This is a genomic window from Nocardia brasiliensis, assembly GCF_011801125.1.
GTDB lineage: Bacteria > Actinomycetota > Actinomycetes > Mycobacteriales > Mycobacteriaceae > Nocardia > Nocardia brasiliensis_C.
In genome coordinates, this window is record NZ_CP046171.1 from 1,107,170 (window position 1) to 1,124,949 (window position 17,780).

Genomic DNA, 17,780 nt, shown 5'->3' on the forward strand with positions numbered 1-17,780 from the left:
GGTGGCCGGGGGCAGCTGTCGAAGAGGGGGAACACTCGCGCGATGAGTACTGTCCGGTTCCAGCGCCGTGCCCGCCGGGAGATGCCGCGTTCGCCCGGCGGTGAGGTGACGCTGCAGCCGCCACCCGAGATCCCTCGGGTGACCCCGGGAAATCTGCTGATGAAGCTGATGCCCGTGGTGATGATCATCGGCATGGTGGGCATGATGGCGCTGCTGTTCACCCAGGGCGGCGGCATCGCGACGAACCCGATGAGCATGATGTTCCCGCTCATGATGATGTTCTCCATGGTCGGCATGTTCGCCGGGCAGGGCGGCGGCAAGGGGGCCAAGGCCGCCGAGGCGAACGAGGACCGCAAGGACTACCTGCGCTACCTCGACCAGGTGCGCCGCGACGTCGACGAGACCGCCAAACAGCAACGCGCCTCGGTCGAATGGAGCCATCCCGAGCCCGGCCTGATCTGGATGCTCGCGGGCACCAGCCGGATGTGGGAGCGGCGCGCGGGCGACAAGGACTTCTGTCACGCGCGCATCGGCGTCGGCGGTCAGCGGCTGGCGACCCGGTTGGTCGCGCCGGAGACCGGTCCGGTCGAGGAGCTGGAGCCGATCGCGGCGGTCTCGCTGCGCCGCTTCGTGCGCGCCCACTCGACCGTGCCCGACCTGCCCACCGCGATCGCGGTCAAGGGCTTCGCGACCATCGCGCTGGACGGCGACCGCGGCGAGGCCAGGGACATGACCCGCGCGATGCTGTTGCAGCTGGCCATGTTCCAGGCGCCGGACCAGGTGCTGTTCGCGATCGTCTGCGGGCCGGACACCGCCCGCGAATGGGAGTGGACCAAGTGGCTTCCGCACACTCAGCACCCCGATGCCCAGGACGGCATCGGCACCCAGCGCATGTTCTACGGCTCGATCCGCGAGGCGATGGCCGGACTGCAACCGCTGCTGGGCAACCGGGTCCGCTACTCGCGTAACCAACCCGCCAACGCGAACATGGTGCACATCGTGATCGTGGTGGACGGCGGCCTGCTCGAGGCCGAGGAAGACCAGCTGCGCGAATCCGGCTACGAGGGCGTCACCATCATCGACCTGTGCGGCTACGCGCCGCGGCTGGCGGTCTCGCGCGGCATCAAGATGATCGTGGAGAACGGCGAATGCGTCGGCCGCGGCGCGACCGGCAACCAGGAACGCTTCGCGCTGATCGACCGGATCAGCCCGCAGCAGGCACAGCAGGTGGCCCGCAGGCTCGCGCCGTACCGCGCGGCGACCCAGCGCAGCAGCGACGTGGAATCCGATGACTCCGAGGTGATCTCGACCTGGAGCCAGCTGATGGGCCTCGGCGACATCGGCACGTTCAACCCTGAGCACGCCTGGCGGCCGCGCTATGGCCGCGAGCGGCTGCGGGTGGCCTTCGGTGTCGGCGCCGACGGCCTGCCGGTCGAACTCGATATCAAGGAGGCCGCCGAGAACGGCATGGGCCCGCACGGCCTGTGCATCGGCGCCACCGGTTCCGGTAAGTCGGAGTTCCTGCGCACGCTGGTGCTCAGCCTGCTCGCCACGCACTCACCCGACCAGCTCAACCTGGTGCTCGTCGACTTCAAGGGTGGCGCGACCTTCCTCGGGCTCGACGGTGTGCCGCACGTCGCGGCCGTCATCACCAACCTCGAGGAAGAGGCCGACCTCGTCGACCGGATGAAGGACGCGCTGGCCGGTGAGATGAACCGCCGCCAGGAGGTGCTGCGCTCGGCGGGCAACTTCGCCAACGTCTCCGATTACGAGAAGGCCCGCGCGGCGGGCGCCGACCTCGATCCGCTGCCCGCGCTGTTCGTGGTGCTCGACGAGTTCTCCGAACTGCTCACCCAGCACCCGGATTTCGCGGAACTGTTCGTGATGATCGGCCGGCTCGGCCGCTCGCTGCACGTGCACCTGCTGCTCGCCTCGCAGCGCCTCGAAGAGGGCAAGCTCAAGGGCCTGGAAAGTCACCTGTCCTACCGGATCGGCCTGAAGACCTTCTCCGCCAACGAATCCCGTCAGGTGCTCGGCGTGCCCGACGCCTACAACCTGCCGAACAATCCCGGTGGCGGCTACCTGAAGTCGGACTCCGGCGAGATCGTCCGGTTCCAGGCGTCCTATGTGTCCGGCGCCTACGTCGGCGGCGGCTCGCAGCGCGACATGAGCGTCGCCAACCAGTCCGGCGAGATCGACATCAAGGCCCGGCCGTTCACCGCGACACACGTCGGATTCCGTGCGGCGGACCGGGTTCCGCTGCCCGCCGAGCCGAGCCTCGAGCCGCTGGAGGGCGAGGACGGCGAGGAGATCTCCAACCTGAACATGCTCGTCTCCCGGATCCGCAACCACGGTCGTCCGGCGCACGAGATCTGGCTGCCGCCGCTGGACGAGGCGCCCACCCTCGATCAGCTCATCCCGCGCTCCGTTCTCACCGGCGAGTACGCCGCGGTCGCGACCCTGCGCGCGCCGATCGGCATCGTCGACCGCCCCTACGATCAGCGCCGCGATCCGATGCTCGTCGACCTGTCCGGGTCGCGCGGCAACGTGGCCATCGTCGGTGGTCCGCAGTCCGGTAAGTCGACCGCGCTGCGCACCATGATCATGGCGATGTCGTTGACGCACACCGCGGAACAGGTGCAGTTCTACTGCCTCGACTTCGGTGGCGGCACGTTGATGAGCCTGCAGGGCCTGCCGCACGTCGGTTCGGTGGCCAGCCGGTTGGACGAGGATCAGGTGCGGCGCACGATCGCCGAGATGACCACCATCGTCCGGCAGCGCGAGGCCAGGTTCCGGCAGCTCGGCATCGAGTCGATGGTCGAGTTCCGCAGGCTGCGCGCGATGGACCCCGCGAGCAGCCCGGCCGCGACCGGCGCGCACGAGGATCCGTTCGGCGACGTGTTCCTGGTGGTCGACGGCTTCAGCTCGATCCGCCAGGATTTCGAGCTGCTCGAGCAGGTCATCATGAACCTCGCCGTGCAGGGCCTTTCCTACGGCGTGCACGTCATCATCGCGCTGAACCGGTGGGCCGAAGCCAGGCCCGCGCTCAAGGACCAGATCGGCACCAGAATCGAACTGCGCCTCGGTGATCCGATGGACTCCGACCTCGGCCGCAAGTTCGCCGCCATGGTGCCGCAGGGCAGGCCCGGTCGCGGTATGACCCCGGACTGCCTGCACATGCTGACCGGCCTGCCGCGCATCGACGGCAGCTCGGACCCGAACAGCCTCGGCCAGGCGGTCGCCGACGCGGTCGCCACCATCGCCCGGCTCACCCCGGGCCGGCCCGCGCCGCCGGTGCGGATGCTGCCCGAGCAGCTCTCCCGCGACCAGCTGCTCTACCTGGCGGGCGACTGGCCAACCCAGGTCGACCAGTCCGCGAAGTGCCTGCGAATTCCGATCGGTATCAACGAGTCCGAGCTCGCGCCGGTCTACGCCGACTTCGCCGAGAGCCCGCACCTGCTCATCATCGGTGACACCGAGTCGGGCAAGACCACCCTGCTGCGCTCGCTCGTCGAGGGCATCTGCGCCTCGAACACGCCGAGCCAGGCGCGGATCATCATGGGTGACTACCGGCGCTCGATGCTCGGCCTGGTGCCCGAGGGCTACCTCGCCGGATACGGTTCCACCGCACCGCAGTTCACCCAGAACATGACCGACCTCGCGGCCTACGTCAACAAGCGGACGCCGGGCTCGGACGTGACACCGCAGCAACTGCGCGAGCGGTCCTGGTGGAGCGGGCCCGAGCTGTTCGTGATCGTCGACGACTACGACCTGGTGGCCACGTCCGCGGGCAACCCGGTGCAGGCCCTGGTCGAGCACCTGCCGCACGCGCGCGACCTCGGCTTCCACCTGATCATCGCCCGGCGCTCGGGTGGCGCGAGCCGCGCCATGTACGAGGCCACGCTGGCCAGGCTGAAGGATCTCGGGTCGGCCGGTCTGATCATGAGCTGTCCCCGGGACGAGGGTGTGCTGATGGGCACCACCCGGCCGAGCATCATGCCGCCGGGCCGCGGCACATACGTCACGCGCCAGGGTGAGGGTCTGATCCAGACGGCCTGGATGCCGCAGTCCTGATGTCCGCCGTCGAGCTGGTGGTCACCGAGACGCGCGTGTGGGCGCGCAGTGCGACCACCCACTGGGACGGGCCGCCCTCGATCGTGCTGGGCAGCAACGGGTTCGATCTCGTGGTCGGGGAGTCACTGAACCCGCCGACCCAGGTGAGTTCGGTCGTGCAGCACGTCTCGGCCGATGCGATCGCCCTGCTGCCGCGCATCCCGTCGGTCGCCGACGGTTTGACCGCGGTCATCGGCACGGCCCTGGAGCACCTGCGCGTCACCGCCCCGTGCGACCGGATCACCGTCATCTGCCCGACCGAGTGGGGTGCGGCGCGCCGGGCCGTGCTCGACCAGGCGGCCCGCCGCTGGACCGGCGAGATGCGCTTCGAGGAGCTGGCGGTGCGGGCCGTCGCGGTGGACGAGGGAACCAGTCACAGCCGCCGCACGCTGGTGCTGGAATTCGGCGCGCTCACCACCACGGCCGCGACGGTGCTGCGTGACCATCAGGGCGTGCGGCTCGAATCCTGTGCGCACGAGCCGGATCTCGCGCTCGCCGAGGTGCTGCCGGAGTCGCCGGGCTTCGATGCGCTGTGCGCGCTGATCGGCCGGTTGCTCGACGGTCAGCAGGTCGACTTGGCGCAGGTTGTCGGTCTGACCGAGCCTGCCGAATTCGAGGTGCTCCGTGCGGCGGTGCGGCGCGGTTGCGGGCCGGAGGTGGAACTCCGGTCGGTCGCCGGGGCCGATCTCATCCGCGGCAAACAGACCGAGCCGATTCCGGTACCCGAACCGGCACCCGTTGGGCCGCCGCCGGATTGGATGCAACCGCTACGCGAGCGTGCGGCCGCCCAGCAGCCGCGGCGCCGGGGCACCGCCTATGTGGCGGTCGCGGTCGCCGCGGTGGTCGTGGTAGCCGCCGCCGTTGTCGGCGGGGTGCTGCTGCTGAACCGTGCCGCGGACGCGCCCGTCGCCGCGCCGACGACCGCGCCGACGACGAGCCGCCAGGTCGCGGCACCGCCGTCGCCGGTCGACGCCGAACCGGAGGTGTTCGGTCGCGTGCGATTCCAGGTGCCCGACGGCTGGCGGCTCACCACCCCACCCGACGCCAACGGCCGGGCGCGGGTGGAACTTTCGCCCGAGGACGGCGCGCGCATGCGCATCATCGTGGCGCAGACCCAGGTCGCCGTCGGCGCCGGCTACGAGCAGGTCGCGGCGAACCTGGAAGCACAGATCGGTCAGCGCCCGGCGGGCGTGCTCACCGACCTGAAGCGAGATGTCGTTTTCGGCGGTCGTTCCGGTCTCGCCTACCGCGAGCGCCCCGGCGACGGCTCAACCGTCGTGTGGCATGTATTGCTGGAGTACGGGATCCAACTCAGCATCGGCTGCCAATACGTCGGCGACAGTTGGCCGACACTGTCCGCCACCTGCGACCGGTTCGGCGGCTCGGTACGAGTGGTCCCGTAGGAGGCTCACCTCGTTGCGCCGAATCCTTGTGGGGCGGTGAGCTGCCACGCGATCACTGCCACTGCGGCCGCGGCGGTCAGGACGCCGATGGTGATCATGCTGATCGGCTTGAACATAATTCGGGCCCCCGGCAGGTGAATGCCGGGGGCCCGAATTGCCGAGACGGGTTTCTCAGAAGAGTCCCGCAAGGGTGGTGTCGGTGGTCTGCAGGTCCGTGTTGCCCTGGTCGACGAGGCGACCCGCGGTCTCCAGCGTGGTGTTCAGCTGGGTGACGTTGGTGTTCCACTGGGCCTGGAGGGAGGCGAAGGCGTCGTTCGCGTCACCCTTCCAGTAGTTGGTCACGAAGTCGGTGACCTGCTTGTGGAAGTCCTCGAGCATGGACATGACGTTCCGTGCTTCGGTGACGATCGACTGTGCGCCGGCCGAGACCTCACCGAAATTGGAGGCAATGGTTCCGGGGTTGTTGACAGCCATCTGGAGCTCCTTATCGTCTGATGGTCTGGTTATCGATCAGGGAAGGTCCAGGCTGGAAGCCTGCGCCGCAACCTGCTGGGCGAACTGCTGATCCTGGTCGGCAAACTTGGTGCCCGCGTGGGCCAGCTTGTCGGAGGTCTGGTCCAGCTGGTCGTTCAGCTTCTTCGCCTGCGCGAAGTAGTTGTCCATCAGCGTGTCGAACGCGCCGCGCGCCGCGCCGCTCCACGTCGCCGTGGTGGCATCCGACTTCGCGTTCAGTGCCGTGATCGAGGCCTGCAGATCGCTGTGCCGCTGACGGCAGTTCTCCGTGAACTTCCGGATCGCTTCCTCGCTCGCTTCGAGCTGTCCTGCCATTTCGGCTCCTTTCGGTTCCCGTCTCGGCCAACGGCGGACGCCCTGGTTGGCCTGTACATCTGATTGGACGCGGTTAGGTGCTGATCGGTTCCATCTCGACTCGAGAAAGTTTCGGGACGGCTCCCATGATCAGTTCCTGCGTCGTGGACCAGTACTTTCGTGTGTTCAAGCCCCAGTGGGTCGCTCTACAGACACGGCCGATCACATGCCGCCAGCGCTCGGCTCCCCTCCTTCCCCCTGCTCGCTGTGTGTTGATCGGCGAGTGGGCTGGCTGGGTACACCTTACCGAACCCATATGACTACCGCTACCAGCAGAGCAAACCGCTTCGAAAGCGAAAATTGTGGCCGTGTACTGCGGATATCCGCAGTCGGAAATTTATCGGCGCCGCGGTGTCGCGGAATTACGCGGCGGTTGTTTACTTCACGCGATTACGGAGTAAGGGAACGAGCTTGTCGAGCAGTGTCCGCTCCGAGTCCGCGGTCCAACTCCGCATCGCGGCGACCGCGGCGGGATCGTCCAGCACGATGACGGTGGCCTTGGTACCGGCCACCTGGTACGGCAGCCCGCGCAGGCCGCCGTTGCCCGCCTCCTCGTCGCTGCGCACCGCGAGCACATAGCTGTCGGGGCCGACCTCCAGCGGGGTGCTGGTGGTCAGCGCGCGCGGCGAGGCCTCCTCGCCCTGCTTCGCGTAATTGAAGTTGTAGACGAACCCGAGATCCTCGAGGAACTTGGTCGCCGGGGTACCGCCGAGGAAGGTCGCGATCTGCTTGGTTCGCGGCACATCCACCATGGTGATGACCTTGCCGCGAAATCCCGGATTGTCGGCGCGCGCCTGCTCGATCGAACTCGCGCCGCTCGCGATCACCGTCGAGGGTGTCGTCGTCGGCGTATCGGTGGTGTCGCTGCCGCCGCTGATGGCCCAGATACCGAAGCCCGCGGCGAGCGTGACGACGACCGCGCCGATCTCCACGGCGAGGAGCCTGCGCCTGCGGCGCTTCGGCGCCGCGGGCGCCTGCCCCTGCGGGACGGGGCGCATCGTCCGCGGATCGGTGGGCGGGTGCGGGTCGACGACCTGGACGGGATAGGTGGGGGAGGTGTTGGTCGCGCCGGGGTTGTAGCCGGGCACAAGGGCATTGGCCGCCGCGTCGGTGAGTTCGCGGCAGGAGTTGAAGCGCTCTGCGGGGTTCTTGGCCAGGGCTCGGGCGAAGACCTGGTCGATCGCGGGCGGCAGGCCCGGATTGACGGCGGTCGCCGCGGGCGGCGGCTCGTGTAGATGGCCCATCATGACCAGCGCGGGCTGGGTGGCGGGGTAGGGGTTGCGGCCGGTGAGCAGCTTGAAGAACGAGCAGGCCAGGCTGTAGATGTCGGCGTGGTGATCGAGTCGGTCGCCGGTGAGCTGCTCGGGCGGGGCGTAGGCGATGGTCGCGACGAAGCTGCCGGTCTGGGTGAGTTCGGTGGTGTCGTCGTTGGACTTGGCCACGCCGAAATCGGTGAGCAGCACCCGTTCTTCGTCCCCGTCGGCGGCCGAGAGCAGGAAGTTGGCCGGCTTGATGTCGCGGTGCAGCAGCCCTCTGCGGTGCGCGTAGTCCAGGCCCTTGCCGACCTCGGTGGTGATCCGCAGCGCCCGTAGCGGATTCATCGCGTGCGGGTCGCGCGCGATCTCGGCGGAGGCGTCGATGCCGTCGACGTACTGCATGGCAATCCACAGCTGGCCGTGCTCCTCGCCGCGGTTGTACACCGAGACGATATTCGGATGATCAAGGCCGGCAGCGAGATTCGCCTCGCGCTCGAAGCGGGCCCGGAACTCGTGGTCGCGGCTGAGCTCGGGGCTGAGTACCTTGAGCGCGTCCATGCGCGGGAGGCTGGGGTGTTTGGCGAGATAGACCGTGCCCATACCGCCGGCTCCGAGTACCCGATCGATGCGGTACCCGCCCACGATGGTGCCGGGGCTCATCGCCATAGTCCACTATCTCCTGACTCGGTCTTTCCCACGCAGCAGCATACTGGACTGCTCGAACTCGCCGCGGTGCGCTGCATTAGCGGCTGTTCGCGAAAATGGAGTATTGCGCGGCCGCGCGTTGCTGGGCGTCGGCGAGTTGATTGGCCGCGACGAAACCGACGTATTCTCGATACGCGACAATGCAGGTGAATCGTTTGTTGCCGCTCAGGCTGGATTTGTTTTCCACGCAGGCCGAGTCGGGCAGATTGGCGGGCGGTTCGGCATTCGCGGCGGAGGGGGTCGGGGTGATCCGGTCCGCGACCACCTTTCGTGCCGTGTCGGCGTCCGGGGTGTGCACCACCAGCGTCCCCGCCGACAGTGCGAAACGGTCCGCCCGCATCTCGGTGAAGCGCTTGCTCGCGTAATCGCGATCGCGCGCCGAGTGCAGCACGCCGCGCGGGCCGAACAGGGCATAGCTGTCGTCGAAGCTGGGCCGCTTGGTCTTGTCCGGATTCAGCGCGCGGCTGAGCAGATGATCCGGATCCCACGGCAATTCGAGCAGCTGCTCCTCCGAGAGCACCGGGAGCTGGTCCAGCAGTGTGAGCTGGGTGCGGTAGGCCTTCTCGGCCAGCGCGACGAGCTCGTCGAGCACGGGCGCGGGCGTCGAGACCAGAAAACCGATCACATAGGGCCCGTGCGCCATGGTGGTGCGCAGAAATGGTGAATCGGGTCGCCAATGGGCATGCGCGTCAGCGTATTTCGGCAGGCGCACCGGCTGGTTCTGCTCCCGGTAGGCGCCGAAATCGGCGTCGTAGAACTCGGTCGCCGCGGTTTTCGCCCGCTCGGCGTCCGGGAACTGCATCACGATGGTGCTGACCGTGGTCGAGTTGGGCTGGCGCTTGGTCGGCCACGACGAGGTGAAGTTGGTGGTGTTGTTGTCCGAGCCGTTGGACTTGTACCCGTAGATCATCTTGTTGCGCTTGGCGATCGGCTCCAGGTCCGCGGGCCGCCCCAGCTCATCGGGCATGACGCCGCTGGAGATGCTCCAGGACAGCGCGCCGTATTTCATCCCGGGATCGATGTCGTAGGCGGTGGCGACATAGTCGGCCAGCCGCATCGCGGCGACCTCACGCATTTCGTAGAAGGTCGGTCGATAATCGTCGTCGTGCGCGTTCAACGGCTCGGTCGGGTAATTACCGACATCGAGTTTCCGAATGTCTATCTCGCCGGGTTGTGCCGTGCCGGACACGGTCGACCCGCAGGCCGCAAGCAGTAGCGTCGCGCAGCAGGCGAGGGCGGCGGTGCGGACGGTGCGCAGGGAATTCATCGGGCATTCACCAGGATTGCGTACTGCGCGGATATCCGCTGCTGCGCGTCCAGCAGTTGATGCGACCAGGCGAATGCGGCATAGCGGCCGTGGGACACCGAACAATAGAAGCGGACCGCGATGGTCTGGGAACCGATGTATTCCTTGCAGCCGGCCACCGGCAGATTCTGCGGCGAGTCGGCGCTCTTGAAGCTCTTGGTGAGTCGTCCGCGATCGGCACGGAATTTCGCGGCCGCGGCGGCGTCGCGGGCCCGATAGACGTTGGTGGCGTCGCTGGCGAACCGATCCACGCCTGCCTCCTCGATCAGCCTGCGGTCGTCGTCCGGATCGGTGGTGAAGTGCAGTGCGGCATGGCCGTTGTACGCGCCCGGCGGATCGATCCAGGAGTCCTCGCGCGGCCGCGGCAGGGTGCGGCTCAGCATGCCGTCGTAGTCGATCGGCTGATTCATCAGCTGGTCGGCCGGGGTCGGGGTGAACTTGCCGATCGCAGGGACGATCGTGTCGAGACTCCGCTCGACCAGTGCGAAGAGCGCGGGCAGATCGACCTTCTCCAGGAAGATCTTCTGGTAGTCGTAGATCCAGGTGTAGACGACTAACTTGCCGGTGGCGAACCAGGATCCGATCGACTGCTGGGTCGGCTGCCAATGCGCGCGCGCCGCGGGATATTTCGGAATCTGTACCCGCTCGTTCGGCGGTGCGGCCTCGAAATCCACCCGCTCCAGCGCCTCGGCCGCGGCCGCCGCGCGCTGCTCGTCGGGGAAGATCATCACCGCGTTGAACAGATCCCGGCCCAGATTGCGCACGTCGGTACTGCCATTGCTGAGAAATCCGGCGACGAAATCCGGGGCTGCCTCGGCGAAACGATCGATGCTCATGATTTTGCCGAGCGAATTGCGCGGGTCGATGAAAACCGTCGAGACCGACGGATTGCCCTCCCGGAACGCGGGGTCGATATCCGAGGCGACGGGCACGAAGTTTCCGAGCCGTTCGGCTTCGATGAAGCGGGCCTGATCGAGGTTCTTCACCTGCCCCACTTCGCGCGGTTCGGTGGGATAGCTGCCGACGTCCAGGCTCGCCACGTCGATCACCGGATCCGCGGTGACCTGCGGTGATGTATCGCACGCCGCGGCAAGCGCGAGTGTGCCCGCAATGATCAAGGCACCCGCGGTGCGCGCAGGCATCGATCTCACGCCGAACTGCAAACCGGCCCTCCCCGTACTGTGGTCGTCTCGCGGATACTAACTCACCGCGCCGACACACACAGGACCACAGCGTTCGGGGCCTTTGTGCGTCGCCCCGATCAGGGCACCGTTCAGAGGCTGTTCGCGAGCAGCGCGTATTCGGCCGCGACCTTCTGCCGGACGTCAGGTTCCTTGTCGCTCGTCACGACCCCCACATAGCGTTTGTAGGTGACGTAACAGCGGTATTTGTATTCCCGGTCGGGATTGCCTTTGCTGTTCAGCTGCAGACATTTCGCGCCCGGCACATCCTTCGGCGCACCGATCGTGTCGTAGTGCGCGCCTTCGCTTTCCATCAATCCGGCGGCCAGTCGCCGCGCACCCGCGCCGTCCCTGGCGCGGGCGACGTAACTGTCGTCGGCGACGGCGGTGCGGTCCACACCCGCCTCCTGGACCAGGCGCAGATGCGCGGCCTCGTCCACGGAGCGGTGCACCATGTGATCGGCGCCGAAGATGGCGAAGGTCGCGGTGTCGGGGGTGCGGCCCGTGCGATCGCTCACCGCGACCCGGGCGAGCAGGCCCTCCGGGTCGACCTTCAGGTCCTTGATCTTGTTCTGCGGGGTGGCCTGGAACTGGTCGAGCCGCGCGAGCTGGGCGGTGAGCGTCTTGTCGACCCAGCTCACCAGGTCGGCGCTGTCGGCGCGCGGGCGCTGGATGAACAGTGAGATGACGAATTCCTTGTAGGCAACGAAGGTGCCGATGGTGGGCACGCCAGGGCGCCAATGGATATAGGCGTCGGGAAACTTGGTCGACGGGAGTTTCTGGTTCTCCGGGGAGACGGCGATGTCGACATCCTCCAGCTCACGGGCGGCGATCTTGGCGATCGCCGGATCCGGGAAACGGAACAGCGCGTTGGTCACCGCCGTGGCATCGGGGGCGGGGCTGGTCTGCCCGGCCGGGTCCGGCTTGTCCGCGCCGCTGGCGGCGTACCCGACGATCAGCTTGCGGTTGTCGAAGACCGGCTTGGACACCTTGGCGACGAAGTCGAGCGCCTGCTCTGCGTCGGCGATCACGGTGCTGCCCCGGCCCACCGAGAGCGCGGGGTCGATCCGCACGGTCGGCACCACGGCGTCCGACATCCGCATGCCCTCGAGCAGTGTGGCCTTGTCGCCGGGGTCCTGGTTGTACCGGTGCCGGTCGACGGCGTAGGTGCCGACCTCCAGCCGGCGCACATCGACCTCACCCGCCGTTGCGGTGCCCCGCACGCCGCCGCAACCGGTCAATAGACCAGTCAATGCGATACACGACGCGGCGAGTGCGATACGCGATGTCCGAACCATGACGGGTCCTCGTTTCCTTCACCTGCTTTCGTCGAAGTTACCGGACGGACGCCTGGGAGGGGGGTCGATAGTTGTGGGATTGCAATACCCTGGTTCTCGTGGCGACGACCCTGCACCGCACCCTCGACAGAGGCCGATTCCTTTGATGGATCGGCAGGTCGAGGTCGTTGTCGGCAGCCATGTGGTGGCTCGGGTCGCGGGTGCGGTGGTCGTTGTCGGGCATCGTGGGCCCGGCAGGCCGACCCCGGACACGCCCGCCGCGCTGGCCGCGGAATCGCTGGCCGAGCTGGTCCGGGAGGCGACCGAACAGGACCGGGGCGCACCCGGCGCGCTGATCGCCAGGCAGGCCACCCGCTGGCTGATGAAGTCGGCCGAGCAGATCAGCCCGGGGGAGCCGATCGACTTCGGCATCCTGTCGGCCGCCGACGCGGGCGGGGTGGCCATCTTCTTGCACGGGGCCGTCACCGCGGTGCTGGTGGACGCGGGCGCGGTCGAGCGGTACCGGGGCAGCGACGCGGCCTTCACCGTCGACCGGGTGGCGAGCGCACCGCAGCGGGCCGTCGCCCTGTTCGTCGACGATGCGAAGGGGCGGATCCCCGAGGTTCCGGCCGAACGCGGAATCGGTTGGCTGGTCGAGGGGCTCGCCCAGGCGGGCGGCGCGATCGTCTGGACCGACGCGGCGCGCACGCCGGCCCGGTCCGGTGACGCGGGACGCGAGGGCAGGCGCAGACGGGTGGACGAGGCGCCGCTGCCTACCGCGCGGATCGACCACGAGCCCCCGTCGCAGCGCGATGCCGCGCCCGCGCAGCCCGACATCCCGGCGCCACAGCTCGATACCCCGCCGCCGAGCGAACCGCGGCGCGCGGCGGGACGCGATGGTCCGTCACCACAGCGCGCGACCGAGTCGCAGCCGCACGAACCCACCGAAACCGAGCTACCGCACGCGCAGATACGGGGCACGACACCGGCTCCGCCACCGGATCCGGACCTGCAACGCAGGCTGGAGGCGACGGCCAAGGCGACCGCGCTGACGGTGAAGGTGATGGGATTCAAGTGCGCCCGTGCGCATCCCAGCGATCCGCGCTCGGCGTTCTGCACGGTGTGCGGCATGCCGGTGGATCAGACCCAGGCCCTGATCGAGGTGGTCCGCCCGCCGCTCGGCATGCTCGTGCTCGACGACGGCATGACCTACACCCTGGCCGCCGACGCGGTGCTCGGGCGCGATCCCGAGCATTCCGACGCTGCTCAGCGCGGGTTGGTCCCGCTGCGGGTCGACGATTCCTCCGGCGGCATGTCCCGCGCCCACGCCGAGATCCATCTGCTGAATTGGGATGTGACCGTGGTGGATCGGGGTTCGACCAACGGCACGCGCACCCGCCTGCCCGGCTATCGGGACTGGATTCGCCTGGCGCCCAACCAATCCATGGTCCTGGTGCCCGGCGCCGAGGTCATGCTCGGCAATCGGGTGCTGCGCTTCGAACACCTGGCCCCGCCGCCGTTCGGTCGCTGACCCGCGCCGGTGCGGGTCAGGAGTAGCGCGACATGCAGGTGTTCTCGCCGTTCAGCACGCCGGCCCGGAACGCGTCCACCCGGGCGAATCCGCTCGGGACCGTTTTGCCTTCGACATCGCTTGCCGCGAGCCCGTCGGTGAGCAGCCCGGACACCGCTTCGTCGAGATCGCCTGCGGCAAGGCCGATATCGCCCTGCGAGGCGGGCCGGTTCGGCATCGCGAGCTTGCCGGTGACCACGCCGGACAGGCAGGCGGCCCGCAGGCCGGTCTTCGCGCCGACCAGCTGCTGGCCGTGATTCTGCTGCACCGCGAGGGTGTAGCGGGAGATGAAGACGATATAGCCGTTGTAGTCACCGGTGACCTTCAGCGGCAGTGGATCGTCGACGTCCCAGTTCGAGGTGCCGCGCTGGGCGAGCGCGGGGATGTCGGTGCCGATGGTGCGCTTGGCCGGGCAGTAGCTGACCGGTTCGGTGGCGGCGCCGTCGCGGCAGTCGAGCTTCGCGCCGTGGTAGTCGTAGGTCGGGGCGGGCGTGGTCGGTAACAGCGCGCCGAGGGCCTTGCTGAGCTCGATCAGGTTTTCCTTGGTGATCGCGTATTCGCCGCGCCCGGTGTCGCCCTTGAAGTCCTTCGGCAGGTTGCCACGCCGCTCGTTGATCTCGTCGATATCGATGCGCTTGCAGCCCTTGGGGCCGTCGGTGAAACCGACCTGCACCGCGGTCACCCGTTCGAACGCCGAGCCGTGCACGCTCTCCGGGTCGTCGGGGTCGGAATCGCGGATGGCGACGGTCGCGGCGAGCACGGAGTTGAGTCCGTCGGAGGTGTTGATGGTGAAGTGCTTCGACTTGCCCTCGGCGACCGAGCGCATGAACGCGCCCGCGAAGCAGTCGGCCTGCTGCTCCTTGACGATCACCGGGTCCTTGGCGCCGACCAGCTTGGCCATCGACTGCACCGCGTGGCCGTATTCGTGCGCGAGCACCATGACCACGGCCATCTTGCCGAAGGTCTCCTCCATGGCGGGCAGCAGCACCGTCCGGTCCCAGCCGATCGAATTGTCCAGCCTGCAGTAGGCGGCGTTCACCAGGTGGTAGGTGGTCTCCTTGCAGAACTCGAGCGAGTCGGCGCGCGAGGCCCGCGCGCTCCACGAGATCAGCTTCTCGACCGGACGGAAGTCGCCGCCCTCGAACTCGTTGCCGAACTCGGCCTTCCAGTAATCCTGGATGTCCTCGACGGCATTGAGGGCCAGGGTGTCCTCGGCGCTGCCGTCGCCGTTGGTGGCGGTGAGTGCGCTGTCCGGGACACCGGCGCGGGGGCCGCTGGGACCGCTCGTGGTCGGCAGCCCGGCGACCTTGAACGGGTCGTCGTAGATCGAGACGGCCCTGCCGTCCACCAACCGGGTACAGCCCGCGACCAGCACCACAACGATCAGCGAGGCGGTAATGATCGCCGTCGCACGGGCTTTCGGCAAAGCTCCCCCATTCGGCCGGTATCACGTTCTCATCGGTCGCCGGATCGGGGCAAAAGGCGCGTCGGGGGCACCGCCGATGTCCGGGTGATGGAATAGTATCCGCTGCATGTCTTCACCGGGGGCGCAGACCATCACCGTGCGCCATGATGGAAACGAACGAGTATTCGATTCGAGTCAGCCGGTCACCATGGGCCGTGCGCCGGAGGTGACGCTATTCGTCGACAGCCCGCTGGTCTCGCGGGTTCATGCGACGCTGACCTGGCAGGGTAGCGCCTGGGTGCTCGCGGACAACGGCAGCACCAACGGCGTCTTCGTCGATGCCAGGAGACTGACCCAGCCGGTGTCGATCGATCGGCCGACCCAGGTGCGGCTCGGCGACGCGATCACCGGTCCGCTGCTGCATCTGCTGCCCGCCAATCCGCAACCCCCGCAGCGTCCGTCGGTGCGCCCGCCGCAGTCGGGCCAGGTACCGCAGTCGGGACCGCAGCCGATGGCGGGCCAGCCGCCCATGGGCGGGCCGCGACCGGTGCAGCAGTTCCAGCGCCCGGCCTATCAGCCGCCGCAGGCCGGGCCCGCGCCGATCAATCCCAACCTGACCCATCGGGCGGACAGCTCGAACATGCCGCCGGTGCGGGCCAGGGCCTCGACCGCGGCGATCGCGCGCGGCGATCGGTTGCCCGCGGGTGGACTCTCGATCGGCCGCACCACCGACAACCAGATCGTGGTCAACGATCCGCTCGCCTCGCGCAAGCACGCGCGCCTGGTCGCCACCGCCGAGGGGCTGACCATCGAGGACCTCGGTTCGGCGAACGGCACCTTCGTCAACGGTCACCGGCAGCAGCGGGCGGTGCTGCGCGAGCGCGACATCATCACCGTCGGCAACGTCGACTTCGTGGTCCAGCAGGGCACCCTGGCGCTCCGGCAGAAGCCGGTCGCCGAGCAGGGCCTTGCGGTGCACGGCGTCGGGTTCACCGTCGAGGGCAACAAGCAACTGCTCGTCGATGTGAACATGCAGGCCAGCCGGGGCACGCTGACCGCGCTGATCGGTCCATCCGGTGCGGGCAAGTCGACGCTGTCACGCCTGATCGCGGGCACCACCCGGCCCTCCGGCGGTGTGGTCACCTTCGAGGGGCGCAATCTGCACGCCGAGTACGAGGCGCTGCGCTCGCGCATCGGCATGGTGCCGCAGGACGACGTGCTGCACCGGCAGCTCACCGTGCGCCAGGCCCTCGGCTACGCGGCCGAACTCCGGCTGCCGCCGGACAACAGCAAGGCCGACCGGCAGCAGGTGATCGACGGTGTGCTGAAAGAACTTTCGCTCACCGAACACGCCGACACCCGGGTGGACCGGCTCTCCGGCGGGCAGCGCAAGCGCGCCTCGGTGGCGCTGGAACTGCTCACCGGTCCGTCGCTGCTGATCCTGGACGAGCCGACCTCCGGGCTGGACCCGGCGCTGGACCGGCAGGTCATGGTGATGCTGCGCGAACTGGCCGACGCGGGCCGCGTGGTGATCGTGGTGACCCACTCGGTCGCGCACCTGGACATGTGCGACCAGGTGCTGTTGCTCGCGCCCGGCGGCAAGACCGCCTACTGCGGTAACCCGGCAGGCGTCGGCGCCGCGCTCGGTACGAGCGACTGGGCCGAGATCTTCGCCAATGTGGCGGCCAACCCGGATCAGGCGTTCGCCGCCTATCGGTCCAGGCAGGCGTTCGCGCCGCCGCCACCGCCGCCACCCCAGCAGTACGGTTCGGTGGGTTCGCCACCGCAATCCAGTGGCGGCAAACAGTTCTCGACGCTCTCGCGCAGGCAGATGCGGTTGATCCTGGCCGATCGCGGTTATTTGATCTTCCTCATCGTGATGCCGTTCATCCTCGGCGCGCTCTCGCTGGTGGTGCCGGGAAAGGACGGGTTCCAGCGGGGTCCGCTCAAGGCATTGCCGGACGGCAGTTTCGTCCCGCAGGGCGGCGGGGAGACCCAGCAACTGCTCGTGGTGCTCATTCTCGGCGCCTGCTTCATGGGTTCCACGCTCACCGTGCGCGACCTGGTCGGCGAGCGCACCATCTTCCAGCGCGAGCGGGCCGTCGGATTGCTGCCGTCGGCGTATCTGCTCGCGAAGATCGCGGTGTTCAGCTTCACCGCGCTGTTGCAGTCCGCGGTGCTGGTCGGCATCGTGCTCGCGGGCAAGAAGCGCCCGGGCGAGGGCGCGGTGCTGGCCTCGGGCAGCATCGAGCTGTACATCGATATCGCGTTGACCGCGGTGTGCTGTGTCGTTGTCGGACTGCTGCTTTCGTCGCTGGCGAAGTCGAACGAGCAGGTGATGCCGTTGCTGGTGGTCGCGATCATGTGCCAGCTGGTGATGGCGGGCGGGCTGATCCCGGTCACCGGACGCGTGGTGCTCGAGCAGGTGTCGTGGTTGTTCCCGGCCCGCTGGGGTTACGCGACGGGGGCTTCCACGGTGAACATTCGCGAAGTGTTCATCAACGCGCAACCGGACAAATTGTGGGAGCACACGGCGGGCATCTGGGCGCTGGACGTGGCCGTGCTGATGCTGCTCACGATCGTGCTGGCAGTGATCACCTGGCGACGGCTACGACTGAAGAAGTCGGTGGCCTGATGCCGGTGCCATTTTCCGGCCTCGACCGGGGGCTGCGGACAAGAGCGAGCATCTCGGCCGCA

11 protein-coding genes are annotated in these 17,780 nt (G+C 68.2%); 4 read left to right on the forward strand and 7 right to left on the reverse strand.

Translation table 11 applies throughout. The features are described from left to right. Window positions 1-42 precede the first annotated feature (42 nt). Both eccCa and F5X71_RS04945 read left to right on the forward strand, forming a co-directional pair. Window positions 43-4,074 (forward strand): type VII secretion protein EccCa, encoded by a 4,032-nt coding sequence (gene eccCa, locus F5X71_RS04940; protein ID WP_167460858.1) that lies wholly within the window; start codon window positions 43-45, stop codon window positions 4,072-4,074. Then, window positions 4,074-5,516, forward strand: coding sequence for a type VII secretion-associated protein (locus F5X71_RS04945; protein WP_167460859.1), 1,443 nt, complete (start codon window positions 4,074-4,076; stop codon window positions 5,514-5,516). Before eccCa ends, F5X71_RS04945 begins: the two co-directional genes overlap by 1 nt. 171 nt (window positions 5,517-5,687) lie before the next feature. On the opposite strand, the gene F5X71_RS04950 is transcribed toward F5X71_RS04945, so the two are convergent. From F5X71_RS04950 to F5X71_RS04975, 6 genes are all read right to left on the reverse strand, one after another. Next, window positions 5,688-5,990, reverse strand: coding sequence for a WXG100 family type VII secretion target (locus tag F5X71_RS04950; RefSeq protein ID WP_167460860.1), 303 nt, complete (start codon window positions 5,988-5,990; stop codon window positions 5,688-5,690). Window positions 5,991-6,026: 36 nt separating this feature from the next. Beyond that, window positions 6,027-6,344, reverse strand: coding sequence for a WXG100 family type VII secretion target (locus F5X71_RS04955; protein WP_014981793.1), 318 nt, complete (start codon window positions 6,342-6,344; stop codon window positions 6,027-6,029). A 416-nt stretch (window positions 6,345-6,760) separates the two neighbouring features. After that, entirely contained in the window at window positions 6,761-8,305 is a 1,545-nt protein-coding gene (locus tag F5X71_RS04960; RefSeq protein ID WP_167460861.1) for a serine/threonine-protein kinase, read from the reverse strand. 76 nt (window positions 8,306-8,381) lie between these two features. Next, on the reverse strand, window positions 8,382-9,611 hold the full coding sequence (locus F5X71_RS04965; RefSeq protein ID WP_167460862.1) for a DUF7373 family lipoprotein: 1,230 nt from the start codon (window positions 9,609-9,611) through the stop codon (window positions 8,382-8,384). After that, on the reverse strand, window positions 9,608-10,792 hold the full coding sequence (locus F5X71_RS04970; RefSeq protein WP_238815972.1) for a DUF7373 family lipoprotein: 1,185 nt from the start codon (window positions 10,790-10,792) through the stop codon (window positions 9,608-9,610). The genes F5X71_RS04965 and F5X71_RS04970 overlap by 4 nt, the downstream gene beginning before the upstream one ends. A gap of 131 nt (window positions 10,793-10,923) precedes the next feature. Further along, on the reverse strand, window positions 10,924-12,084 hold the full coding sequence (locus F5X71_RS04975) for a DUF7373 family lipoprotein (RefSeq protein WP_238815721.1): 1,161 nt from the start codon (window positions 12,082-12,084) through the stop codon (window positions 10,924-10,926). Window positions 12,085-12,274: 190 nt separating this feature from the next. Between F5X71_RS04975 and F5X71_RS04980 the strand changes: the two genes are divergently transcribed. Continuing rightward, a complete protein-coding gene (locus F5X71_RS04980; protein ID WP_167460865.1) occupies window positions 12,275-13,639 on the forward strand; it encodes an FHA domain-containing protein in 1,365 nt (454 codons plus the stop codon). Between the two features lie 16 nt (window positions 13,640-13,655). Here F5X71_RS04980 and F5X71_RS04985 read toward each other — a convergent pair whose 3' ends face one another. Next, window positions 13,656-15,104, reverse strand: a complete 1,449-nt coding sequence (locus tag F5X71_RS04985) for a metallopeptidase (protein ID WP_167460866.1) — start codon at window positions 15,102-15,104, stop codon at window positions 13,656-13,658. A gap of 106 nt (window positions 15,105-15,210) precedes the next feature. On the opposite strand from F5X71_RS04985, the gene F5X71_RS04990 reads away from it, so the two are divergent. Next, window positions 15,211-17,718 carry an FHA domain-containing protein gene (locus F5X71_RS04990; RefSeq protein WP_167460867.1) on the forward strand — a complete coding sequence of 836 codons (2,508 nt, stop codon included), beginning with the start codon at window positions 15,211-15,213 and terminating at the stop codon, window positions 17,716-17,718. The last annotated feature ends 62 nt before the right edge of the window (window positions 17,719-17,780 follow it).

What these genes read in the sequence shown, in the direction of transcription:
- eccCa (WP_167460858.1), top strand. Translation starts at nt 43, where the DNA reads ATGAGTACTGTCCGGTTCCAGCGCCGTGCCCGCCGGGAGATGCCGCGT.
- F5X71_RS04945 (WP_167460859.1), top strand. Translation starts at nt 4,074, where the DNA reads ATGTCCGCCGTCGAGCTGGTGGTCACCGAGACGCGCGTGTGGGCGCGC.
- F5X71_RS04950 (WP_167460860.1), bottom strand. Translation starts at nt 5,990, where the DNA reads ATGGCTGTCAACAACCCCGGAACCATTGCCTCCAATTTCGGTGAGGTC.
- F5X71_RS04955 (WP_014981793.1), bottom strand. Translation starts at nt 6,344, where the DNA reads ATGGCAGGACAGCTCGAAGCGAGCGAGGAAGCGATCCGGAAGTTCACG.
- F5X71_RS04960 (WP_167460861.1), bottom strand. Translation starts at nt 8,305, where the DNA reads ATGGCGATGAGCCCCGGCACCATCGTGGGCGGGTACCGCATCGATCGG.
- F5X71_RS04965 (WP_167460862.1), bottom strand. Translation starts at nt 9,611, where the DNA reads ATGAATTCCCTGCGCACCGTCCGCACCGCCGCCCTCGCCTGCTGCGCG.
- F5X71_RS04970 (WP_238815972.1), bottom strand. Translation starts at nt 10,792, where the DNA reads ATGCCTGCGCGCACCGCGGGTGCCTTGATCATTGCGGGCACACTCGCG.
- F5X71_RS04980 (WP_167460865.1), top strand. Translation starts at nt 12,275, where the DNA reads ATGGATCGGCAGGTCGAGGTCGTTGTCGGCAGCCATGTGGTGGCTCGG.
- F5X71_RS04990 (WP_167460867.1), top strand. Translation starts at nt 15,211, where the DNA reads ATGTCTTCACCGGGGGCGCAGACCATCACCGTGCGCCATGATGGAAAC.